Source organism: Rhodococcus sp. YH1, assembly GCF_009939605.1.
In the GTDB taxonomy this organism is placed as follows: domain Bacteria; phylum Actinomycetota; class Actinomycetes; order Mycobacteriales; family Mycobacteriaceae; genus Rhodococcus; species Rhodococcus aetherivorans.
In genome coordinates, this window is sequence record NZ_WVTE01000269.1 from 1 (window position 1) to 22,181 (window position 22,181).

Sequence of the window (22,181 nt, forward strand, 5' to 3'; positions counted from 1 at the left end):
AGACAACGCACCGAACCGGCCATAGCCGCCCTCATCAGTCACGACGACATGAAATCACCTACAGCGCAAGGTCGCTCGGCGATTGCCCCTTAGCGCCGGATTTCGTCAATCTGCTCCCCGACCCCCACGACAACGACTGGCGCGGCAACAGCGCGCTCTACGAATAGCGCTCCACCCCCCTTGGTGACTTCTGCGCCCTTTGCGACGAGTGACGGCCGGTCGTACCGTGCTGCTTCCGGGCGGTCCCTCACTGCGCCGTGCCGGTGTGCATCGCGTGGCGCGCAGCCGCGGGGTGCTGACTCTCCGCTACGACTGGGTGAATTCCTGCATCCAGTCGCAGAGCGGCGTGACGGTGGCATCCGGGTCGTGTTCTCGCTCCTGCACCGTTCGGATCACCGGCGGGAGCTCCTCGGGGACAACAGGTTCGACCTGAACGAACGGTTCCTTCGTTGGGGCCGCCAGGTGCCACTCACCGGAGATCTTCACCAGCGCCACGACCTTCTCACCCGATATCGCGGCACCGGTGTCGAACTGCAGGGCACCGGCCAGCGCCGCCAAGGTCAGTTCGAACTCGTCGTCGCAGGCGTGACCGGAGCGCAGCACCGCCGCGGCCGGGCGCGGAACGTGACTGTCCTCGGCGGCGAGGAACGCCCGTAGGTTGGCGCGCAGGGTGAGCACCGCACGCTCGGGCTCAGCCTCGTGTTCGGCGAGGGCCAGCGCCACCGGACGCAACTGCGGGTCGGGGGCAAGCAACGGCAGCAGCGACATGCGGCGCTTTTTGCGTTCACTCGACAGCAGGCGCCGCAGCCCCGAGAACTTCTTCTTCACCACCACGGCGACGACGGGCAGGTCGTCGACCAGCCGAGCCGCCTCCACCAGCGGATCGAGTCGTGTACCGACCGCATCGTCGGGTAGCTCGACCACGACATTGCGGTACGCGAAGTCCCCGTCACGGGTGTAGAGGAATGCATCCGCAACCATCGAGCCCGCCTCCCTGCCCGGGGGCAGCGCGAGTTCGATCCGGTCGAGCACCGGGCACACGGTGGACACCGCTCGGCGGGTTCCGGTACTGCTCAGCACCGTCACTCGGGATTGGGCGGTCGCCGTCGTGACGGGCAGGGTGAGCCGGTCCGGCACGGCGAGTTGCAGATCGGCGCGACTACGCGCGACCTGCGCGAATTCCTCGGTCGAGACGTCGACGTCGCGGGGCCGAGCGTTGATCCGGTCGGGGCTCGAGTAGCCGTTCTGTCGGGCTCGACCCCACAGATTTTGCATGCGCATCCGCCGGTTCTCCGGATGCAGCGTGCGTTCGAGCATCCACAGCAGACGACCGGAGCCTCGCTCCGGGCGTGGGGACAGGGTCCACCACGACAGGCGGCGGGCCAGATCACCGGCCACCGCCGGCGCCCAGGTCGCCGACCCGAGGTAACCGAGGGCGCTGATCCACGCGAGGTACCGGGGCATCTCGTCGATCGCGCGCCGGAAGTCGGCCAGGGACATCCCACGTGGGGGCTTCGCGTGGAGCCTACGGGGATCGCGCAGCGCCAGATGCGCGGCCGCCAGGCAGAATCGAGACCCGAAGTGGCTGCCCAGACGCGAGGTCACCCGCCGCGACCACGACGAGAGCGCCTCCTGGACCACCGCCTCGTAGGTTCTCTGATTCACCGGCCACTCTCGAAGCGAGCGAACGCCGCTCGCCGTCATCTGCAGCACGTACTCCTCGGCCTCGGCCGCGTCGGCGGGGACCGGGACTTCGGCCAACGCAGCCAGGAGCTCGGCGGCGGACTCGACATCGATCATCAGCCGTGAGGTCAACGCACCGATCTCCGTCACCGCCAGGCCGTCCTCGGATTCGGTCACAAAGCCGCGGCGGACCAGGAAGTCGAGGGCCTCGTCGACGTCGTGAACCTCACGGGACTGGGCGTAGGCGAACGTCTCCTGAAACCAGGTCGACGCGTCGGATCGGTGTCGGATCGACCGGAGCAGGATCTCGGCGAGGACGGTATCGGCCAGCCGGTCGACGACCCGGCTGCGTGCTGTGTACCCGTCGGCGAGTTTATGACGCCAGAGGGCTTCCTGGTCGCGTGGTACCAGCATGAACCCGAACCCCTCGGGTTCCTGTCCGGCCCGTCCTGCCCGGCCGAACATCTGCTGAGCCTGACTAACCTCCAGAGCAGAGATTCCCAGCTCGAGATCCCGGATCACCACGAACCGGGCGGGGGTGTTCACTCCGGTCGACAACCCGGACGTGGCGACGAGAACGCGGATGTCTCGCTCCTTGAACGCGGTCAGCGCGCGCCCGGCCCGGGGCGCATCGCGAAAGTGGATTCCCACCCCACGCGCGAAGGCCGCATCGATCAACTGTTCGTCGTCGACCTCGCGGAACTCGACGCCGGCAACAAGCGCCGCGGTGCGTCGCACCGCGTTCTTGCTCCCACAGAAGACCAGGACACCGCCCTCTGCCGTCGCGGCGCTGAGGCCGACGGTCGTCGACTGCCCGGCAGTATCGACCAGCTCGCCGAGCAGATCCCGCAGAGCCCGGTCTTTGGCGGCTTCGTGCAGCTCCCGTCGTTCCTCGGCCGCTGGGGCGTCGTAGGCGACGAACTGGGTGTTCAGGATTGTCGGCCGCCACGCCGACCGGATCAGCTGAGCATGAAACCAGGAGGCGAGCTCGTCGGCATTGGACACGGTCGCCGACAGCGCCACGATCCGGGTGCGGGCTTCGGCGGCACGCAACCGGGCGATGAGCGATTCGAGGGTGGCGCCGCGTTCCGGATCGCCGACGAGATGCACCTCGTCGATGATCAGGCAGCCGACGCTGCCGATGAACTCGCGCAGCGAGGACCGCCGGTAGAGTGCCTCGAACTTCTCCGTCGTCGCCACCCACAGTTGCGCCTTGCGGACCGCCTCACTGGACATGTTGGTCTCGCCGGTCAGTTCGATGGCACGGATCCCGTGCTCGTTCCACCGCTTGGCGGTCTCACCGATCTCGGCGGCCAGAGCGCGTGCCGGCAACAGCCACACCGCCGGCCTGCCCTCTCCGACGATCGACCGCAACGCCGCAACTTCCCCGATCAACGTTTTCCCCGCGCTGGTCGGAGCCACCACCATCACATGCCCCGGACTCGACAGCACCACGGGCACGGCCTTCGACTGCAACGGATTGAGCCGGTCGTAGCGTGTCAGGAACTTCTGGAAATCCGGGGGGATCAGCACCGAACTCGGTGTCCACTCCTCCTCGCCGACGCTGACCGCCTCCCGATTGTCCAGCAGCGTGCGGAAACCCGCTTCGAGGTCGTCGATCTCCTCGGGGGTGTCGAAGACCGAGCCGGAGTTCTGGTTGCGCTCGATCTCGGTACGCGTGAAGTTCATCGAGTGGGTGACCGCGATGTCGTCGGCGATCAGCTCTTTCTCGTGGATGTACCGGACGCTGGTCAGGGAGATGTCGGCGCGGCGCAGCTTTCGCAGCACGGCGTCGTTGGACGCTTCGGGCCGGCAGAGCACCAGGACATCGACACCGCGCTGCTTGGCGGCGATCACCGCATCGAGGAGACGACGAGCCTGAGGGGAGGTGTCCCACCACGGGATCTTGATCCATACCCTGTTCTGGGCCGCGGTGATCAGTTCGAGCACCGTGTCGTAGAGGCTGTTCCCGTCGTCGTAGGTGGTCACACGCAGCCGCCGCACCGCATGCCCTCCTCGACTGCCTGACACCGTTGCCGTGCAGGTCAGACTACTGTGCCCGCCATGCGGCGGTGGTGGCGGCTCCACGCGGTCACGACGTCGGTCCCGTGCACCGGCAGCGGCGACATCCACCGGACGTCCTGAAAATGCTCACCACGCTCGCAGCCCTGCACGGACAGGTCCTCGACGACATTCGCCGCAAGGCCGGCGAGAAGCGGGACCAGCGCGGCGGCTTCGCCGACCGGACTTGATCGACCGAGGGCCCCGGATCCAGGCCGGTTCACCGGCGCCACCGCACCAACACCGGTGTCGTCACGCCGTGCTCCCCTCGCGCAGCTCGAGTTCGCGACGCAGGAACGCGACGTCTTCCTGACCCGGATCGAGCTGGTAGTACGAGAGTGTGATTGCGGCGGTGCCGGCAGGTCAGGACGAGCAGGGCGTCTGCTGACAGGACGCCGTCATGTCGGTCGCTCTTGCTATCGTGGCAGCAGGTTCCAGAGTGGCAGTTGTCGGTACCTGGCCGGCTGCCCGGCAACCCCGTCTCCATCGACTGTGGGTGCCCCAGGGGAAGAACCGGTTCGCGCGGTAACCGCCGGCGGACAAGTCGATGGAGGCCCACGCCTCCGGAAGGTAGAGGGGCGCGATGTCTTCGCACCACGACAGCGACACCTTGCGAAACGCGCAGGCGAAGTGGGAACCGATCCCGCCCGCCCGTCGGCGCGAATGGTGCCGGGTCCTGCTGGAGTTTCCGCCGATCTGGCTGGGCACGATCCCCATGATCGCCACCCAGACGGCGGTGCTCGACGGCGGGTACACGAACATCACCGACTGGGTCGACCTCGCCAAACGCGCCGAAACGGTGGGATTCACGCCGCACACCTGGCTGATCTTCCGGCTCGAACTCGACCGCGGCTATTTGGCCTTGGAGTTTCCGAACCATCCCGAACATCGCCCGAAGCGGCCGGGAAACGGCGGTCACGACACGACGATCGTCGACCCCGAGGACTTCGCGGCCTGGCCGAAACTGTACGAGTCGGGACACCGCGCCAGCGCGGCGACCAGACGGGTGTTGTCCGGCGAGGTTCCGGGCTTGTCCCCCTAGGTCCTCGCAGCATGGGTAGGTGCTTGGCCGCCGATCGGCGAAGCCGTCATCTGCGCTATACGCAGAGTACGTACTGCGTGTCCATTCTCGTCGACTGCCCGGTCACGGCCGATAGCGCTTCGTATTCCGCCTTTGGCGCCGAGGGACAGAGCTAGAGTGAGCCGCCGACCTTCCCGTGGGACAGGAGGACACGCCTGTGGTGCAACGACTTCGGTCCGGTCCCGTGACCATGGCGATGCTGGTTGCGGCGACGCTGGTGGCAAGCGGATGCGCACTGCTCCCCGGTGCCGGTCGTTCCGACGAGGCATCGGGGACGCCGGAGCCGTCTTCCTCGACCTCGGTGGCTCTGTCGGACAGCGAAGCTACCGACGTCCCGGTCACCGACGCCTGGACCGTGGCCGTGCCGCCCGGTGCGGGGCCGGCCGACTCGACCCTTACGGTCACCCCACTCGATGATGCGGACATACCCGGTGTTCTTGCCCGCGCGGAAGTGACCCTGTCCAGCGGTCAACCCCAGAAGCCGCTGACGTTCAGATACCGACTTCCGGAACCGCTCCCGTCCGGCGAACAGCTCTTCCTGATCAGTTACGACGCGCACGCGTCGAACTCGGCCGAACCCGCGGCGACACAGGTGATCGAGCCGCAGATCAGCCCTGATCGCCGCACCGCGACAGCTGAGGTCACCCACCTGAGCATCAAGGAGTGGCTGGTGGCACGCGTCGAAGACGCCAATCACTTCCTCACCTCCGCGGCGGGCCTGCGTGCACGCCCGCCGTCCTGCCCATCCCAACCTCGCCCGAGATGGATGGACGACGTCGTGTACGTAGAGGACAAGAACGCACCCATGCTCGTGTGCACCGGCTCCGACCCCCACGATTCCGACACCGCGGTCGTCAAGATCCGCAACAATCGCGGCGTTGCACTGATCGTCACCGCACCGGTCACCCCGACCTGGGCGTTCGTCGATCTGCATTCCGGCCAGATCAGCGCCCTCACAGCGGAAGTACTGTCCGCCACCACAGACGCGATGGGCGTGCCGGCCGACAGACGCTCCCGCACCTGGGTCCTGCCGCCCGGCGGCGGCGTCGACCTCGGATTCACCGAACAATCCCTGGCGCCACTGAACGGCAGCTCGACGATCACCGCGACCGTGTCGACCTCGTCACTGGCGTACGGCGTCCTATGGAACGCGATCGAGGAAGCCGCCGACGATCCTGCCGTCTTGACGGCCCTGGAACTCGGTGTCATGGGTGTGTGCGTCACCGACGGGCTCACCACCACCGTCAGCGCTGCCGACCTCGGTGCCCTCACCGGCGGAATCGCATCGCTCGTGATGTGCGGCGTCGAGAGAACCCCCGACATCCTCGCCGAGATTCAGGGCCGACTGTCGACTCAGATGTGGGATCAGCTCACCGAGAAGGGCATCACCCGCACGGCCGCCGTCGTCGCGGGCAAACTGATGGCGCTCCTGGGGATTGGCAAAGCCACCGTCGTGGCCGGCGATCTGATCTCGACCCTGGCGCTCTCCAGCGGCGCCTACGAGATCACCCTGTTCACCCAGGTAAAGCCGCCGCCGGCGACCGCGGAATCCATCTGTGGGGGCAGGGTTGAAGACACCCGCAGCGTGCCTCACCCGCACCTGGGCACTGTGCAGGTCTCCACCGTCCTCAATGGCGAACCAGGTCCTGGTGGGGGCGGATGCGTCGCGGCCATCAGCTCGTCCGGACAGATCCTGATCCGGGTCGATCTCGCCGTCTACGGCGACGCACTGGACTTCGCCGAGCCCACCACGGACGCCACCGGCAACGTCTTCCTCACCTACAACCCCGGGCGATACAACGGTGTCCTGACCCTCGTGCCCAACGTCGACGGCTTCGAGACGATCGAATGGGATGACGGATCCGGACCGAACTACACGAGCACCAGCCACGTCTATTACTACGCCGAGCTGGAAGGGCCGGGGGCCGATGGGCAGTACACGATTCGCCAGTTCGACAACGACTGCAACCCAAGCTGCGCTGCGGGCACCATCACCGACCGGATCCTTCGCTGGGACGGGCGCGCATACTCGTGACCAACGCGTTGATGTCAAAGAATGTGGTGTCGCCGAGCTCCGCAGGGGCGTCCCGACGTCAGGGAACGTTGTCAGCGGATTCCCCTCGAAGACACCCGCGGCGCCCCCGATCCCGGTGCGTGACCGTGGGCTTCGTAGTCGAGCGCGGCATACCGGTTACCGGCACCTGCAGGCGACCAGTCCCCCAATCCCCGCCCTGTCCCCCGCGACACCGAGTTCTACAGGCCCACTGCCGGGATCTGAGTGAGCAGATATGCCAGATCGTCGCGCACGACGACACCGAGCGGTTTCTGCGTCGGTAGACCCAGTTCGCTGACGATGACCGCGACCAGTGTGCCGGCTGGGTCCTCCTTGCGGAACCCGTCGATCACCGCGGCGACCGACACGGTGCGTGCGCGGTGGACGACCAATTCGGTCGGCTCGACAAAGTCGAGCACTTCTCGCACCAGAACCTGGTCCACCAGGACCTCGCCGGCGTCGCTGATCTGTGCAGCCAGCCATCGGGCGACGGCGTTGGTGGTCAACAGACTCAGGTATCGGCCGTCCTCGTAGACAGGCAGCTGAGAGTACGAATGCTCGGCCATCTCGTGCAGGGCGTCGCGAAGCGGCTCGTCCGGGGCCGCGGTGCTCACCACCGGTGCTCGCAGGCACCGTCCGATCTGGACGGGGTGGAGCAGCTCGTGGTGGATGCGGCGCAGTCGGTCGACGGTGTCCGGGCGCGGGGTAGCGATGGGAACGTCGCCGCGGTACGGATGGTGGACGATCGCGTTGCGCAGATCCCGGAACGCGGTGAGGGCGGGTTCGTAGCGACGGACAAGTGCGTCCCGAGTGCGGGTTTCGGCGATGATCTCGCCCATGGTGCGAATATGCCCGGGCAGCGAGTACTTGTGTCGTAGATGCTTTTCGATGTCGGCCCACAGGTCGAGAAACTCGCGGGCCGGATCCTGAGAACTCGATGCGTCCATCCTCTCATCGTGATCCGAGGCCGACGCCGCCGTACTGGATTCGGGTGCTCTCGACCGAGACGAGATCCTGCCCGGCACACGGTGCCGGCCGCCGACCCGTCAGGACGTTCGGCGGTCGCGCGGTAAGACGCCCCAGGTCCAGGGGCCGCATCACCCTGCTCGCCTGCCTCGCTTCGGCGTCGGCCGGAGATCACCGAGCCGGCGATGGCGGTGCCGTCACCTCATCAGTCCCTCGGTGACGTGGTTCCATACCGCGCCGACGAAGTCCCGCCGCTGCCGCCGGCGCGCCTCTGCGGTCGGACCGGTGGTTCCCATGGTGATCTCCAACGTGCGCCGCAGCGGATGCGGTGATCCTGCAATCGCGTCGTTGCGGTCCAGCAAGCGCTCCACTTCGTCGGCGGTGGGTAGCCGGTTGCTCTTCGCCAGGTTGCACGGTGCGCACGCCAGGACCAGATTCCAGACGTGGTTGAGGTCGGGCCCACACCAGCTGCCGGTGTTCATCCAGGAGAACGGGAAGACATGGTCGACGTGGATGTCCGCATCGAGCCGGTCGAGCTCCTGATGACAGTAGAAGCAGCGACCGTGCTGGAAGCCGGCGATTGCACCACGCACGGAGGTCAGCGGCACCCGCCGCGCCGGCGACACCACCACCGCTCCCTCGGCATCGATCTCCACGCCCCGGTCGATGAGGGTACGGCCGATCGCCGCATCGAACGACGCTTCGACGATCGACCACCGCGAGTCCAGTTCACGGCCGAGCACATCGTCGGCGGCAGCGACGCGGTGCAACTCCGGCGTCAGCCGCACAACCCCGTTACTCCCCCGGCCCTGCACCCGGTAGAAGGCGTGCGCGACCTCCCCGATCCCCCGCAGATTGTGGAACTTCTGCATCACCATGCCGGGCATCGACCTCACCGCGGCCTCGACCAGTGCCTCCGTGGGCCGTCCCGCAGCCGACGACGCCGACCGCTCCCGCTCCAGGATTGCCAGGAAATCGGTGTCGCGAAGCTCGACGGCGGCCGGAGCCTGCGGAAAGCCGCCCTCCCGCGCGAGCAGCGCCCAGGCGTATCGCTCGGCCAGCTCCCCAAGCGCCACGGCATCGCGCCCCTGTTTCGCCAGCTCGAGCAGCGCCGTCCCGAGGGCGAACTTGTACGTGCGGGAATTGACCCCCATCAGAACGGCCTGACGCCACGATGTGCGCGGTGTCGGCTCGACGCTGTAGAACGACATGCGGCCAGTATCACGCGTGGAAGGGACACCGATGGGAAAGCTGGTTCGCGACCGGATACCGGAGATCATCCGCGCCAGCGGCCGGACTCCCGACACCCGACAGCTCGACGCGCACGACTACGAAGGCGCGCTGCACGACAAACTGGCCGAAGAGGCCCGGGAACTGCGCGAGTCCGGTTCGCCCGAGCACGTGCTGGAAGAGGCCGCCGACGTCCTGGAGGTCCTGACCGCGGTGGCGGCATGCCACGGCTACACCCTCGACGACGTCCGCCGCAAGGCGGAAGAAAAACGCGGCGAGCGCGGCGGATTCACGGACCGGATCTGGCTCGAATAGCCAGCCACGACAGCCACAGAACCCTCCTTTTCCGTCGAGGCGATCCGACCACGTTCATCCGAAGTCCGAGCAGGCGCGGACCGCGGAATCCCCCGACATCATGGGTAATCGATGATCATCGGCATGAGTCTGCGTCGCGGCGGAGGGAGGAACGACATGGGTTTCGGTTTCCGGCTCGCACCCGGGGTGCGGCTGCGGGTGTCCTCGCGGGGGGTGAGCGCCGGACTCGGCCCGCGGATCGCCCGAGTACACGTCGGGACACGCGGTGTCGGTGTCTCCAGCGGCCTCGGACCGATCAGCGGCTACATCTCCTTGACCAGCGGCCGAGGCGGAACCTACTCGACCGGCTCGGGGTGGACGCAGACCACCGAACGACAGGCGCAGCGGGACGAACGACGCCGCATCAAAGAACAAGCCCTCGCGGTCGCCCGCGACGACGTCGAGCGCATCGACAACCTGCACCGGGTGCACTTCCCGCCGGCGGCGCGGTACACCGTGCCCGCTCCCGCCTATCCCTCCGCGCAGGCTCGCCGCCGAGGGGTGCAGCAGCGATACCGGGACCTGATGCAGACCCGTTCCCGGTTCTCGCTGTCCGCCCGGGCGGAGGCGAAACGACTGGCCGCCCAGCAGATCGAGTTCGAAACCGAGCAACAACACCAGTCTCTGCTGCGGTGGCAGGCCCAGGCTCAAGCCTGGTGGGACCAGCAGTGGAGCCGGCTCGTGGCCGGGGAGCGTGACACCGTCCTGGACGTGCTCAACGACGCCCTCGCCGACAACGCACAGCCCTCCGCGGTCGTCGACTACCAACATGGCGAGGCCTCGGTGGTCATCTGGGCGCCACCGTTCGAGCAGACCCCCACCCGGCACCCGGACCTCACCGCCGCCGGCAACCCGACCGTGCGCACCTACACCAAATCCGCGCGCAACGTCCTGTATCGCCGGTGGCTCGCGGGACATGTCGTGGTGACCCTCAAGGAGGTCTTCGCCGTCGCCCCGTCGGTGATGCAGGTCCGCTCCGTCGTTGTTCGCCCCGCACCGACTCACGGCTACGAGTTTCTGCTGGCGGGGGTGCATTCCCGGCAGGTGATCGAGACCGCGAACTACGCCGTGGACGGTGCCGAAGAGATCTGGCAGCGGGGGACGCACCTGCGCGTCGCCACCGGCGGGCGCACCCAGGAACTGCTCCCCCTCGATCTCGACGACGAACCGGACCTGCGAGCCCTGCTCGGACACCTCCAACGCGGAGCCGAGGCAGCACCACCGGCCGTCGACGACCCGCCCGAGGACCCCGAGCCGGCCGTCCAGACCTTCCGGCTGCGCGATCTCATCGGACCGCTGAGCTCGCTCGAAGCCCGCGATCCGGCAGTGGCCTCCGTCCCGGTGGACTATCCCGGCCCGGACCTGTCGGCACTGGCGCGACGGACCGGTGTGCCCATGCTCGCCACCGGTCAGGGCATGGGCGTCAGTCTGGGGATGCTGCAACCGGTGAACGGCCGAGTCCGGGTGAGTGCGTTCACCGTCGATGCCGGAGCACCTCCGGCAGCTGCCGTCGCGCAGGACGCCCAGCACGGTGTCACCTTCGGGTATGTCGCGGACGGTGCCCTGACCCGCTGGCCGCAACTTGCTCGCAGTCCATCCTGCGTGGGCCTGTGGTGGACCACCGACGGCGCCGGCCGTCAACTCGTGCACATACTCTTCCGGCCCGATCACTTCCCGTCCGCCTGATCCGGTGCCCGAGCCCAGTCTCAGGCCGATCCGCGGCGCTTCCTCATGTCGCGAATCGGCGCGGGGCGGGGGCAGTCGTCGGTGGACCAGCGTTCTTGATCGCGGGGACCACTCCAGCCCGCGCTCGTGCTCACGACGCGTGGCAAGTCGGGAAACTCTTTCGGACACCGATTCCGGCTTGCTCCTGTCAATCTTTGTGCCGTGGGACAAGCATCGCGACGACAGACAGTGGAACACTCACGGCGGGGTGCGCGATAAGCAGAACATCCGGATCGGACCACGAAACCGCACTCGCGCGTATTCGTCCACGGGACCGCCGGGCCTGTAGGGAGACTGCCCGTGAACACCAAGAGCGCCCTGATCGCAGTGGCTGCACTCGGTGCCTTCGGCGTGACCGGCTGCAGCACCGACGATGCGGTCGCTCCGCCACCGGCGACCACCACTGTCACCGTAACCACCGAGGCCTCGACAACCCCGCTCACCACGACGTCCACCACCACCGACGCGCTCCCACCGCCGCCGCCCGGTGAGCCGGCACCCGAGCCGGTCACCTTCTCCTGCGGCGATCTTCCGATGTACCAATCGGGCACAGCCATCTATTCGGACGGGAGCATCGGCTACGAGGCCACCTGCGACACCTACGCCGCTCCGGAACCACCGACCTTGTGGTACTGCGACTACCCGGGCGTGGCGGTCTACACCGATGGGTCCTCGTCGTCGACCGACCCGGCATGCACCCAGCCCGCCCCCGGAACCAGCGAAGCGGAGACCGGCGGCGATGCCACGTCGTATCCGTACAACGCCGACGAAGATCGCAACGAAGACGGGGTAGTCCAGGGGTACGAACGCTGCGGTCTCGCGTGCGGGGAAGCCCCCACCAGCGGCGACATCCAAACCCAGTACGGCTGCGAACAGGGGTACATCACCGGACCGCAGTGCAATTGAAAGTGTCGGGAAACATCGGGGCACGGAAATCTCGGCAGGATGCGCAACGCCGAAACGCGAGACTCGCCCGCACGACCCGGATACATACCCGTCCACCCCTCGCTTCGCCAACCCAGTGACGCACATTCGTCCGGCTCCACCGGGGAAGTCCGTCGAAGCTACCTCGCGACCTTCCGGAGGTGCCGTTCCCCGCATCCGGGCTGTGGTTGCGGACATCTCGCCGCACCAGCGGAGGATCCGATCCGGCCATTTCCCTTTCCGGAATCTGGCTCGACCGCCCGCGGCATGCGGCCGCGGAGGCGGAGGCGGAGGTCAGCAGGTACTGCCGACGGTGAGGGCGGCCAGGCGCGGCGCCAGCCAGGAGACTACGCGGTCGAGGACGGCGATGCCGTCCTCGAAGACGCCCGAGGTCGGGACCGCGGCCACGGCGATGGCGACCTGCCCGGCCGCGGTATCGGCGACCCCGAACTGGCGGACCAGGTAGCCGCCGGAGGGGTTCGGCCCCCAGCCGCCCTTGAACCGGGCGCCGGGGAGCGCTCCCAGCCCCCAGGATTGATCCGGCGAGACCTGCCCCATCAGCGTCAGAACCTCGTCGGCGGCGTCGTGGCAGGGTAGCGAGGCCGCGAACTGTGCTTGGGCGGTCAGCGGCCAGATCGTCTGCCCGAAGGCGGTGAATCCGGGGCGGGTGACCTGGGGTTGGACCACGGTGCCGGGGTCGCCGAACTCGGCCAGCACCTGCTGTACCGCGGCCCCGGCCGCCGTTCCGGAACCGAGATCGTCCCACATCGCCTGGGCGGCATCGTTGTCCGAGGCGGTAATCGCGGCGACGGCGTTGCCGGCTTGGGCGGGATCGGCGGTCAGCGCGGCGATGGCCAAGGGCACCTTGATCGTCGACCAGGCGACATCGGTCATCACGGTGCCACCGGTGATTACCTGCCCGCCGCCGACCGGGACGATCGCCAGACCCACCTGAGCGGGCAATTGCCGGGCGAAGGCATCGAACTCCTCCAAACCCCCGCCCACCCCCACCCCCACGCCCGGGCCGGCGGTCGCAGGGGGAACAGCCGGAGCGGGTCCGACGGACTCGGTGATCGTCTCGATGACGATCACATCCGGTTCGTCGTTGCCCGGTGGTGGGCTGCACGCGCCGACGGCGGTCGTGACCACGGCCGCGACGGCGACCGCAAGCAGGTGAGTGCGCGTGTTCGAGCGCCGAAACTCGGCCATGTCAGTACAGATACACCACGGCGTCGTTGCCGCCGGTGCAGGTGACCACCGTGTTGCCCGAACAGGTCATCGTGTAGGTGCGGCCGGTGACCGGGCTGTAGGCGTCGACCGAGACGACACCGCCCCGCACACCCTGGCGTAGGTATTCCGAACGCACCTCCTCGGCGAACTCGCACGAGGTGACACCGCTGCCCACTGCCGAGGTGCCGAAACTCGGGCTCGTGAACACACTCGGACAGGGCGTGGAGTACGCCGGCACGCTCTCCCCGGTTGCCGGTGCCGGGCCCGCGCCGCCCTGCGCCGGGGCCGGGCCGCCGGGTGCGGGCACGACCACGGTCGACGTCGAGGTTGAGGGCCCGGACGCCCTGCTGTCGTTGACGATCTGCGGCCATAACCACAGGTAGCCGACCAGACCGAGCACGATGACGGCGAGCACCGCGACGACGATCCACACGGCCGCGTTGGAGTTCTTGGGCGGCGGTGCCGGATAGCTGGGCGGCGGCCCGTAGGCCGGTTGTTGCCCATAGCCGGGCGGCGGGATCTGCCCAGGCTGATGGGGCTGCGGGATCGGCTGGGGCTGTTGCGGCGGCATGTATGCGTCGCGGGCATCGTCGATGCGCGGGTACTGCGCGGTCGGCTGATCCTCGGGCGGAGGCCATCGGTAGTTGTGCTCGCCTGGCTCGGGCCCCCACTGCGGTGGCTGAGTCATATTTTCTGATGGCCCCTTCTTCTACCTCGACCCGCGCCGGCAGGTCGACTCACCGGACGCCCTGCCGGTCCGGCCCTCGAGCACGCGCTCCCCGGAGAAAATACGTGCGTTCCCCGTTGTCAGCGCTCCCCGGGTCCCATTCGTTACCGACCGTCTTCGATGCGAGCGTGCTCGTCTGTCACGCGTCACCGCCCGAAGCCCGGATGAAGTGGTGCCTGCAACACTGGGCGGACTGACCTCGTGCGTCCTCGAAGCGGTGTGAACCATCGGCCTACGCCACCACCCGTGCGTCGTTCCGGTCGTCAACAAGGTGGCTGACGTGGGCGGCGTCGAGAATCGCGATCCCGCTGACCCGTGTTCCGGAACCGAGTCACCATCGCCGATCCTGACCGGTCGAAGGCGTCTGCCGGAGTGCCTATCCGGCATAGGGCTCGATTCCTATTAAGGTCGACTAATCACTCATTCAGGACAGGACACTCGACGTTGATTTCCAGAAGTACCGCTCTCGCTGCGGCAGCCGTGGCCCTTGCCGCTCCCTCCGTGATGCTCGCCCCGACCGCCGCAGCGTCACCGGCCCCGGTGATTCAGCCCTTCGGCACCGTGATCCGGGGCAGTGGGGGCGGCACCATCGCTCTCACCGAGTACGCGACGGCCCCGAACCTCACTATCCTGGGTATCACGTTCACTCCGGGCGACAATCCGCTCGAGGGGTACTCCATCTCGACGCCGACCCTGACCTACGGTGAGCGCGGTTACCGCGCCGATGTCGACTACTCGGAGTCGGATGCGTTCTTCTCCGGGGTCGTGGCACCCCACACCTCGGTCACCCTCGACTACGCGTACGAGGTGGACAAGTCGCAGCTCAATCCAGCCACCCTGACCGTGCACATCGGACTCGAGGACTTCACGTGGACCGGTGATCTGGCCGGCAAGCTCCTGCCCCCGCCGCCGCCGCGGTTCGGAAGCAGCTGATCGATTCGTCGGACGCCCCGACCTTGCGGACCGGGGCGTCCGACATCACCAGTCGCTTCCCCGTCCGGGCCTACCGAGGTGGGAAAGCCGGCGGTGCCGACCACGGTGAGGTGCTGGCCTTCGCGTGTGTATCCCGCAGGCAGTCCTCGGTAATGAAATCGGAAGCCGCGGCGGTATTGCGGGGGTGAAAACACTGCGTTTGCTGCCGATCCTAGCGATCGCGCTCATCGTGTCCGGTTGCGGAAATGGCGATTCCAGCCCTCCTGCGGCTACCACATCTGCCTCGACCTCGGCGCCGGTCGCGACGACGAACGCAGCGGTCCTTTCGACGACCGCGTCGTCCGTCCCCGATTCGACCTCTGCGGAGATCACCTCCACCGATACCGAGACTGCGGTCGACGAACCGGTGATGGTCGAGGAGCCCTACATCGTCGACTGCCAGCTGGGGTTGGGGCCGATCGTCACATACTGGTCCGACGGCACGGTGACCGGGTATTCGGACTACTGCCAGTCGATCCATGACCAGGTCCTCGCAGACGAAGTGGCCGCCAACACTCCGGTGTGCGACGGCACCACCTGCCGATACCCCTCCGGAGCAACCCGACCGGACACGAATTCCTCGCCCAGGTCTCCCTCGCCCTGGGTACAAGGCCAACTCGACTGGCAGGCATGCAGAGAAGCGGGAAACTCCGACGAATACTGCCGTCTGACCCTCAACTGACCGGTGAGCTCCAGCGGGAGGCGACAATCAGGTCCCCAGATTCTGTCGCTGTGTCGGTCCTGGGAGGCCAGGGGCCATCACGGGAAGCGCCACGAGGAACGACGCAGAAAATCACGAAGAGGACCGGGCGATGTGGCCCTGGACCAAGTCGCCCCGACTCGCACCCACCGAGACACAGTGCGGTGTCGGCGGTTCGATGATGCACCAGATGCCAGTAGCGATGCTGCACACTTTGATCGAGGCTACGACCGCGCACAGCCTCATCTGGTAGGTGGCCGCCTTGTCGCCGGGCCGATCACCGGTGCCTCGGTCCGGCAGGCGATGTACTCATGGGATCCGAGGCGGGCATCGGCCTGTCACAGGCAGGACAGAGGCGGATCCCAGACCGAGTGTCGGTGGCGCCGCCACAATGACGGATGACGCGCTGCACGCGCTTCCACTGCGACGGCACCGCCTGCACGTACACCACCGACCATGTCGACGACTGGTGCAGCGCCCAGGCCCAACTGTGCACCATGCTCGAAGACTTCCTGCTCACCTCCGCGCGCCAACTCTCCCCCACCGGGTTCGTGCGCTTGTCCCGGCAGGGATACACGCTCGTGCTCTCCCCCGACCACAGCGCGATCACCGCGTATTCCACCGTCCACCGCGAACGCACCTGGGACCAGGTCAAACACGGTATCCCATCCCGGTTTCACCGCCACCAGCCGCGGCGACCCTCGTCCGAGACGCCCCGCCAGACGGAGCCGGTGGTGCCGTTGACCGGGTTCGCCGACGCGTTCGATCAGGCCACCCTGCATCTGACCGCGCGAGTGCAACGGTCCTGCGCCAAGATCGGTGGCCTGCTCCACGTCTCGGACGCACACCTCGACGCCACCCATTCGCGCCTGCGCCGCGCACCTCCCCAGCGGCACCATCGTGCAGCGGGAGGACGGACTATTCGAGGTCGAGCACGCCGAGCTGTCTGGCTCGTCAGACCGGACTGCCGCGCCCTGATCGGCGTCAAACCTGTCCGGCCCCCGGCCCCGATCCCCGCCAGCCCCGACCTGCCGCAGTGTCCACTGGAGTGATGAGCAGATCTACGCGGCCGCCCGTGGCTACTGGGGCGCCACCGGTGTCGTGGATGTCGACGGGTTTCTCGGGTTCGTCCTTGTCGGTGATGTGATCCGCGTCGAGTCGTGGACCCGGGTCGGGGACACAGGGCGGTTTACCGCTGCGATCCACCCCGAGGCCGATGCTCGTGACCGGTCCTCTGCGAACCGGTCACTTCGATCATGCTCAGTGGATGCGGATGGTCGATCGCTCCTCAGTCGATCTGGCGAGATCGGTTCTGAATCAGTGATCGATAACGTCGTCGGACGATAGGGGCGCCAGGGCGAGCAATGTCTCCAGGTTGCCGTTGAGTGCGTCGACCAGTTCGTTGATTGCATGGGTGAGTGTGGCGGCTTCGTCGGATAGTCGGCGAAGATGATCGGTGGCGAACTGGTCTCCGACGGCGTCGACCAACAGATCACCGATTTGATCGTTGAGGCCGAGAGCGCGTCTTGCCGCGTCGGCGTTGTCGAGTTCGATGTCGAGTGCTATCAGGTGACGGTAATAGTCGTCGAGCGCGGTGACGCGTTGCAGCAGTCGATCCCACACCAGGTTCAAGGGTTCCCGCGCCAGGTCAACCGCGCGCTGAGCCACTATCGCGGACGCAGTGGTGCCCTGCGGGGCAGGTCCGAGTTCACTGATCGCCTTATGGAGGGCGTAACCGTGTCGCAGAACCTGCCCTGCTTCCTTCCGAGGGGCGAGTTGCACACGGTGGGCGTCGAGGTAGGTACTCGACCATGACCGGGTTTTCGTGATCTTTTCGGCCACGTCGAGTGCGACCGCGACGAGCATCAGCACTCGTTCCGGTCCGAATGGTCGCGCGGCGACCTCTCGGAGCGGGCACGGTGGGGGAAGCTCCAGCTCTTTCAATGCAAACCAGAGTTCGGTCTTGTCATCGTTGGTGATCTTCAGATCGTTGTTGGGATCGAAGATGGCCAGGGCCACGGACAACAGTCCGAAGACAATCGCAGTGACGATGGCGGCGGTCTGGTTGAACACCAACCAGACCACACCAGCGACGAAGATCGTGAGGACGAGCCCGCCACCCAGTACCGCCGCTTCGTCCTCTTTGGCATCGAGGTAGGTCCGGTCGAGCAACGACTTGTTGTTGCGGTGCGCCGCGACCTTCTTGCGAAGAGCTGCAGAAAAATGTCGGTCGTCGAGGAACCGCACCCGTCCCTGCTCGACTACGTAATCCATGAATACCCCGCCTGATGATGCACGAGCAGTCCTTCCGTGCCCGGCCACTGCGGAATGGTGTGAACGCCGTCCCGGGTGAGCGTGCCCTGGTCCGCTAATGCGGGTCTTGTATAAGTACTCTCGAAGCGCTGACGTGCGTTCAGCCCCCGCGTCGGAGAAGGACTCCTCGTCACCGGAGTCGCCCAGCTAGGAGATTGCGGTGCGTCCCCAAGAGATCCTCAGCGAGTGGGGCCTTTTCGGAACTCATCGAGTGCCTTCTTGTACTTGTCGTCGTTCTTGGTCGCTACCACTGCCACGACGACGATGTAGGCAACGAGTGCGAGCCAAAAGGCCCAGTGCACGGTCAGGGCTGCACCGATGAGCATCAAACCGATGAGGACATGTCCGAGTGCTGTGCTGGGAGGATTCTTACGCACTGACGACTCGGCGAGGGGAAGGGTCGTGCCAGCCTCCGACGTGAGCGGCCACGTTCGCTTCGACGCCATCTCCAGCTTGGCCATGAAGTCACGGGCGACGCGCTCCATGCTGGTGGGCGCCTCTTTCACGTGGACCTGGCCGTCGGGCGTGCGGACGGTCAGGTAGATCTTGCTGGTGTCCTTGGACTTCTTTGCAGCTCCGCCGACCAGTGCTCCTCCGACGCCGGCGATCATGGTACCGGCGACCACACGTGTCACGGTCGTTCGCGAGGACGTTGTCTGTGCGCCCAACTCCATCTCGACTGTGACCGTGTTGACGAGATAGCTTTTCTTGCCGACACGGAATACCGGTCCGTCGATCGAACATCCGGCAAAGCTGGCGTTGTACTGATTGACGACCTTCGCTTCAGCCCGTGCCACGGCGCGTGCGATCTGGTCGCGAGAAGGCGCAATTTCAGTCATATGGGTCCTGTCTATGGCGCTGACTCCATGCAGCGGTGAATGAAACCAAACTCTCAACCGTTCCCGGATCGGCGAATGTTACTACTGTTACCGATTTCTGGTCGCGTGTTACTCGCTCGTGTGTCCCTGAACGGAGGGTTTTCTCCCACAAGAGTCGATACGTGGTCTCGTCCTGGAGGAAGCTTCCGGCGTGGTCGTCTCCGGTTGAGAATGTCCGTCGAGACCGTTCGGTGTCAGTCGAGGTGGACGAGGCAGACCGGCGCGGCACTGGGCGTCGCGGTGTATTCGGCGCGGTTTTCTCGGAGCGTCTGGCCGTTCGCGACATTGTGGACACCACAGGTGACAAACATTCCCGGAGCCAGTTCCGGCTCCAGCCCGCCCCACTGTCCCGCGACTGCGGGAAAGTCCCATTCGATGACACCGCCATCCGGTTGGTCGCAATGGGTGCCCCGTCCGAGCGAACCATCGGCCCGCGTCCAGTGGAGATTCACACAGGGCGTGCCGGACCAGGCGACGATCGAACGAAGGCGATCTCCCACGGTGTATGTGCCGTCAGCGCTGGCGGTCGGGACCGCGAACACCATGGTCAAGGCCAATGCCCCACTCACCAGGGCAGGTCGCACAAAGCTGCGGAGGGAGATCATTTCGGTGTCTGTGTCCTGTCTGCAAGCGCCCCTGGATAGATCACCCCCAGACGGAGAGCGACAGATTCAGAAAATACACCACCGGTGATGGATGGAGGCATTGGGATATCCGGCATTTCCCAGGAATTCATACCGCCGCACCGCGGCACCGGTGGGTGACCTCGGAGAGACCGGCTGCATCGGCGTGGTCGACTGGACACGTCGACCGCACGGAAGACCTCGTTCCTGCGGAATTTTGCGTCAAGCCCGAACGGGAAGTACTGCGACACCACAGCTGTCGCGGGGAGACAACTGCTTTGGCAACTCTAGGTCGCAGCCGGTCCAGCTGTCGAACCGCTCTCGATGTCGACGCTCGCATCCCCGGTGACTGGGCCGTGTTGTTGCGGGCCAAGGTCGACATACCGGTTAGGGTCCGGACGACGCGGTCCTCGGGCACCCCGGGGCACTGGCCGGAAGGAATGCACATGTACGAGGTCAAGGCCACGCACCTCACCAATGCTCGGCGTCTGGCCTGCGAGATCTATCCGGAGGTGTTCGTCGTCAAAGGCGGTGCCGTGCTCTCGACGTATGCAGGTCCAGCCAACGGGCGCTGCCCGTGCGATCCCCTGCCCCCGGATGTCGATGCCGTCTTCGAGATCGACGACGCGCAGCTCGAGGACGCAGTCCATTGGGCCACCTCGATCTACCGGCCCCGGAAGAGGTGGTAACCCTTCACGGAACCGGGAACAGTCCCGACCGGGGCTGAGGCACCTCGGGGTCGGGACGCCGACCGCCGCGCCCCGAGGTCGCCGACCGGTCCTCGTGTGGCGGCCGGGGCCCTGACCGAAGGTGCGCCGCCCGACCCTGCGGCCGGGCACGTGCAGTGCGAGAACAGGAAACCCCACGACGGCCCCGGCTGTGACGCCTCGTACCCTGCGCCCATGGTGGTAACCGGTGCGCCCAGTGATGATCTCGCCCCGCGGTGGTCGGGCCACGCCGACGTGGCGCGATGGGCGCTCGACCAGGGCTACGGCCACCGTCCGTACCCGTTCACCCGCGACGGCCTGACGCAATTCAAGGCCGACTTCCCGCGTGGGCGGCGCGGTCTGTACCTGTTTGAATGCACCAACCACGACATCTACATCGGCATCGGCATCGGCGTCGCCCAGCGACTCCCGCAGCACCTCAAAAAGCACCCCGATGTGCAAACGTTGTATTTCGGGGCCATGGCGTCGCCGTGTTCGTTGATCAACTCCACCAGGCTGTCCATGGCCTGCATAACCGATGGGATGCTGCGCTGCGCCCAATACTGCCGATCGGTGTCCTGGCCGGGTTCGTCCTCCTCCTCCGGCGCCGGCAGGGCCAGGTCGAGCACCTTGGTCGCGTGCAGGGTCATCACGCCGTTGACCTCCAACGCGCTGATCTGGATGGCGATCAGAGGAATCGCCTGGTTGAACAGACCGATCACATTGAGGAACCGTCCGGTGACCTCCTCGGCCACGATGACCGCTACGTGGTCGTACTGAGGGAATCTGCGGCGTTCGTTGTCCCAGTATTCCAGTGTGCGGATGATGTGGCTCTCGTCGGTGGCGCCGAGCTGGAGTTCGACTTCGTAGCGCGTATTGCTGTCCGGATCGTGAAGCAAGATGTCGAGTCGCCCGGCTCGGGGTTGACGACGCTCGGAATCCTTCAAGATCAAGTTTTGGCCGAGGCCGAGTATCCCGACATCGGACTTGATCTGTTCTTGGAGCCATCGTTCATTGTGTTGCGGATGCTGACGGAGCCGGATGATTGTGGACTTGTGGTATTCCATCGCTCGAGGTCCTTTCTCACCCCACCTTTCGCGGGGATGGGCACGTCGGCACTCGGATGCGGGAAAGCCGCGGTCACCCTGATGTACGCGGAGAGTCCGGTACGGAGAGTGCTGCGCTACCGTCGGTCGCTGTCGGACGGATCGCCCCAACGGCCCCGTTCCGGAGCCCCCACCGCCCGGACCTGCAGAACGCGGGATCTATGAGACCAGCAGTTTCTTCCAGTGCGCCTTGCCGAGCCGTGTCGGGGTTATCCGGGTGGCGAGGATGTCGGCCAGGGCATGTGCTTCCTCCGGGGTCAAATACGACGGATTCGACATCTGACGAGCCCGGAACTGCTCGCAATGGGACAGTACCGGTTCGGCGAGCATCTCTCCTCTTTGAACGTATAGATCCTCGAGACGGATCGCGGCGTAGTCGACGGCATAAGTCGGCTGCGCTGCCTTCTGTGGGTCAACCGCATGCTTGCGATCGAATCCCTGGGCCCAGAAGATCGGGCCATCACTGGTAATCCACCCAATTTCATGAATGCCCGGCTTATGGGGTCCGGTGATCCACAACGCCATCAGATCGCCCTTTTTGATCAGGTCGTTACGGTAGGTGTTGCCCACGGTCCAATTTCCTTCGAAGACTCCAGGGCGCACTATCCTCGGCGGCTGGGCCCGGACTGCCCCGAAGTAGTCGAATACGTCCGGGTTGCCTTTGAGGATCCAGCAGCCCACACTCGTGCGGTCGATCGTCATGCCCTTCTCCTCGTGCATCGGCGCCGACGATGGTCGTCGGCGTAGCGGATCGATCGGGATACCACCTCCTCGGCACCGAAATCCTGCGACTGTCTTGCTCGATCCGATGTCGGCACCGTCTTGAATACTGGATCAGGATGATCGAG

At 66.3% G+C, this 22,181-nt stretch carries 19 protein-coding genes and 1 riboswitch; of the genes, 9 read left to right on the plus strand and 10 right to left on the minus strand.

Annotated features, from left to right (window positions below):
• Positions 1-306: 306 nt before the first annotated feature.
• A complete protein-coding gene (locus tag AIIKEEIJ_RS27540; RefSeq protein ID WP_161996973.1) occupies positions 307-3,687 on the minus strand; it encodes a DEAD/DEAH box helicase in 3,381 nt (1,126 codons plus the stop codon).
• A 488-nt stretch (positions 3,688-4,175) separates the two neighbouring features.
• Positions 4,176-4,296, plus strand: a riboswitch (SAM riboswitch).
• Between the two features lie 31 nt (positions 4,297-4,327).
• Between AIIKEEIJ_RS27540 and AIIKEEIJ_RS27550 the strand changes: the two genes are divergently transcribed.
• Both AIIKEEIJ_RS27550 and AIIKEEIJ_RS27555 read left to right on the plus strand, forming a co-directional pair.
• Entirely contained in the window at positions 4,328-4,786 is a 459-nt protein-coding gene (locus AIIKEEIJ_RS27550) for a mandelate racemase/muconate lactonizing protein (RefSeq protein WP_072812475.1), read from the plus strand.
• A 340-nt stretch (positions 4,787-5,126) separates the two neighbouring features.
• Positions 5,127-6,860, plus strand: a complete 1,734-nt coding sequence (locus AIIKEEIJ_RS27555) for a hypothetical protein (protein WP_202917698.1) — start codon at positions 5,127-5,129, stop codon at positions 6,858-6,860.
• A 218-nt stretch (positions 6,861-7,078) separates the two neighbouring features.
• Here AIIKEEIJ_RS27555 and AIIKEEIJ_RS27560 read toward each other — a convergent pair whose 3' ends face one another.
• Both AIIKEEIJ_RS27560 and AIIKEEIJ_RS27565 read right to left on the minus strand, forming a co-directional pair.
• Entirely contained in the window at positions 7,079-7,825 is a 747-nt protein-coding gene (locus AIIKEEIJ_RS27560) for a CBS domain-containing protein (protein WP_161996975.1), read from the minus strand.
• A gap of 216 nt (positions 7,826-8,041) precedes the next feature.
• Positions 8,042-9,055, minus strand: a complete 1,014-nt coding sequence (locus tag AIIKEEIJ_RS27565) for an HNH endonuclease (protein ID WP_161996976.1) — start codon at positions 9,053-9,055, stop codon at positions 8,042-8,044.
• A 31-nt stretch (positions 9,056-9,086) separates the two neighbouring features.
• On the opposite strand from AIIKEEIJ_RS27565, the gene AIIKEEIJ_RS27570 reads away from it, so the two are divergent.
• From AIIKEEIJ_RS27570 to AIIKEEIJ_RS33335, 3 genes are all read left to right on the plus strand, one after another.
• Positions 9,087-9,389, plus strand: a complete 303-nt coding sequence (locus tag AIIKEEIJ_RS27570) for a nucleoside triphosphate pyrophosphohydrolase (protein WP_161996977.1) — start codon at positions 9,087-9,089, stop codon at positions 9,387-9,389.
• Positions 9,390-9,545: 156 nt separating this feature from the next.
• Positions 9,546-11,114, plus strand: a complete 1,569-nt coding sequence (locus AIIKEEIJ_RS27575; RefSeq protein WP_161996978.1) for a DUF4236 domain-containing protein — start codon at positions 9,546-9,548, stop codon at positions 11,112-11,114.
• Between the two features lie 339 nt (positions 11,115-11,453).
• A complete protein-coding gene (locus AIIKEEIJ_RS33335) occupies positions 11,454-12,059 on the plus strand; it encodes a hypothetical protein (RefSeq protein ID WP_238406604.1) in 606 nt (201 codons plus the stop codon).
• Positions 12,060-12,371: 312 nt separating this feature from the next.
• Here AIIKEEIJ_RS33335 and AIIKEEIJ_RS27585 read toward each other — a convergent pair whose 3' ends face one another.
• Positions 12,372-13,286 carry a hypothetical protein gene (locus AIIKEEIJ_RS27585; protein WP_161996979.1) on the minus strand — a complete coding sequence of 305 codons (915 nt, stop codon included), beginning with the start codon at positions 13,284-13,286 and terminating at the stop codon, positions 12,372-12,374.
• A gap of 1 nt (position 13,287) precedes the next feature.
• The gene (locus AIIKEEIJ_RS33340) at positions 13,288-13,995 is read right to left on the minus strand and encodes a hypothetical protein (protein WP_238406605.1); all 708 of its coding nucleotides are present in this window, start codon (positions 13,993-13,995) and stop codon (positions 13,288-13,290) included.
• 483 nt (positions 13,996-14,478) lie between these two features.
• Here AIIKEEIJ_RS33340 and AIIKEEIJ_RS27595 point away from each other — a divergent pair, with 483 nt between their 5' ends.
• The 3 genes from AIIKEEIJ_RS27595 to AIIKEEIJ_RS27605 all read left to right on the plus strand — a co-directional run bounded on the left by AIIKEEIJ_RS27595 (position 14,479) and on the right by AIIKEEIJ_RS27605 (position 16,758).
• Positions 14,479-14,967, plus strand: a complete 489-nt coding sequence (locus tag AIIKEEIJ_RS27595) for a hypothetical protein (protein ID WP_161996980.1) — start codon at positions 14,479-14,481, stop codon at positions 14,965-14,967.
• Positions 14,968-15,091: 124 nt separating this feature from the next.
• Positions 15,092-15,688 carry a hypothetical protein gene (locus AIIKEEIJ_RS27600; protein ID WP_161996981.1) on the plus strand — a complete coding sequence of 199 codons (597 nt, stop codon included), beginning with the start codon at positions 15,092-15,094 and terminating at the stop codon, positions 15,686-15,688.
• Between the two features lie 416 nt (positions 15,689-16,104).
• The gene (locus AIIKEEIJ_RS27605; RefSeq protein ID WP_161996982.1) at positions 16,105-16,758 is read left to right on the plus strand and encodes a hypothetical protein; all 654 of its coding nucleotides are present in this window, start codon (positions 16,105-16,107) and stop codon (positions 16,756-16,758) included.
• Positions 16,759-17,023: 265 nt separating this feature from the next.
• Here the strand turns inward: AIIKEEIJ_RS27605 and AIIKEEIJ_RS27610 are convergent, their stop codons facing one another.
• The 3 genes from AIIKEEIJ_RS27610 to AIIKEEIJ_RS27620 form a co-directional block, all read right to left on the minus strand.
• Positions 17,024-17,980 carry a hypothetical protein gene (locus tag AIIKEEIJ_RS27610; protein WP_161996983.1) on the minus strand — a complete coding sequence of 319 codons (957 nt, stop codon included), beginning with the start codon at positions 17,978-17,980 and terminating at the stop codon, positions 17,024-17,026.
• A gap of 218 nt (positions 17,981-18,198) precedes the next feature.
• On the minus strand, positions 18,199-18,858 hold the full coding sequence (locus tag AIIKEEIJ_RS27615) for a hypothetical protein (RefSeq protein ID WP_161996984.1): 660 nt from the start codon (positions 18,856-18,858) through the stop codon (positions 18,199-18,201).
• 233 nt (positions 18,859-19,091) lie between these two features.
• Entirely contained in the window at positions 19,092-19,502 is a 411-nt protein-coding gene (locus tag AIIKEEIJ_RS27620) for a hypothetical protein (RefSeq protein ID WP_161996985.1), read from the minus strand.
• Positions 19,503-19,966: 464 nt separating this feature from the next.
• Between AIIKEEIJ_RS27620 and AIIKEEIJ_RS27625 the strand changes: the two genes are divergently transcribed.
• Positions 19,967-20,209 (plus strand): hypothetical protein, encoded by a 243-nt coding sequence (locus AIIKEEIJ_RS27625; protein WP_161996986.1) that lies wholly within the window; start codon positions 19,967-19,969, stop codon positions 20,207-20,209.
• A 410-nt stretch (positions 20,210-20,619) separates the two neighbouring features.
• On the opposite strand, the gene AIIKEEIJ_RS27630 is transcribed toward AIIKEEIJ_RS27625, so the two are convergent.
• Positions 20,620-21,294, minus strand: a complete 675-nt coding sequence (locus AIIKEEIJ_RS27630; RefSeq protein WP_161996987.1) for a hypothetical protein — start codon at positions 21,292-21,294, stop codon at positions 20,620-20,622.
• Between the two features lie 198 nt (positions 21,295-21,492).
• A complete protein-coding gene (locus AIIKEEIJ_RS27635; RefSeq protein ID WP_161996988.1) occupies positions 21,493-22,035 on the minus strand; it encodes a hypothetical protein in 543 nt (180 codons plus the stop codon).
• Positions 22,036-22,181 lie beyond the last annotated feature (146 nt).

Excerpts from the sequence above, each read along its gene's own strand:
- AIIKEEIJ_RS27550 (WP_072812475.1), top strand. The coding sequence starts at position 4,328 with ATGTCTTCGCACCACGACAGCGACACCTTGCGAAACGCGCAGGCGAAG.
- AIIKEEIJ_RS27630 (WP_161996987.1), bottom strand. The coding sequence starts at position 21,294 with ATGGAATACCACAAGTCCACAATCATCCGGCTCCGTCAGCATCCGCAA.
- AIIKEEIJ_RS27620 (WP_161996985.1), bottom strand. The coding sequence starts at position 19,502 with ATGATCTCCCTCCGCAGCTTTGTGCGACCTGCCCTGGTGAGTGGGGCA.
- AIIKEEIJ_RS27635 (WP_161996988.1), bottom strand. The coding sequence starts at position 22,035 with ATGACGATCGACCGCACGAGTGTGGGCTGCTGGATCCTCAAAGGCAAC.
- AIIKEEIJ_RS27585 (WP_161996979.1), bottom strand. The coding sequence starts at position 13,286 with ATGGCCGAGTTTCGGCGCTCGAACACGCGCACTCACCTGCTTGCGGTC.
- AIIKEEIJ_RS27575 (WP_161996978.1), top strand. The coding sequence starts at position 9,546 with ATGGGTTTCGGTTTCCGGCTCGCACCCGGGGTGCGGCTGCGGGTGTCC.
- AIIKEEIJ_RS27605 (WP_161996982.1), top strand. The coding sequence starts at position 16,105 with ATGACGCGCTGCACGCGCTTCCACTGCGACGGCACCGCCTGCACGTAC.
- AIIKEEIJ_RS33340 (WP_238406605.1), bottom strand. The coding sequence starts at position 13,995 with ATGACTCAGCCACCGCAGTGGGGGCCCGAGCCAGGCGAGCACAACTAC.
- AIIKEEIJ_RS27570 (WP_161996977.1), top strand. The coding sequence starts at position 9,087 with ATGGGAAAGCTGGTTCGCGACCGGATACCGGAGATCATCCGCGCCAGC.
- AIIKEEIJ_RS27610 (WP_161996983.1), bottom strand. The coding sequence starts at position 17,980 with ATGGATTACGTAGTCGAGCAGGGACGGGTGCGGTTCCTCGACGACCGA.
- AIIKEEIJ_RS27625 (WP_161996986.1), top strand. The coding sequence starts at position 19,967 with ATGTACGAGGTCAAGGCCACGCACCTCACCAATGCTCGGCGTCTGGCC.
- AIIKEEIJ_RS27565 (WP_161996976.1), bottom strand. The coding sequence starts at position 9,055 with ATGTCGTTCTACAGCGTCGAGCCGACACCGCGCACATCGTGGCGTCAG.
- AIIKEEIJ_RS27560 (WP_161996975.1), bottom strand. The coding sequence starts at position 7,825 with ATGGACGCATCGAGTTCTCAGGATCCGGCCCGCGAGTTTCTCGACCTG.
- AIIKEEIJ_RS27615 (WP_161996984.1), bottom strand. The coding sequence starts at position 18,858 with ATGACTGAAATTGCGCCTTCTCGCGACCAGATCGCACGCGCCGTGGCA.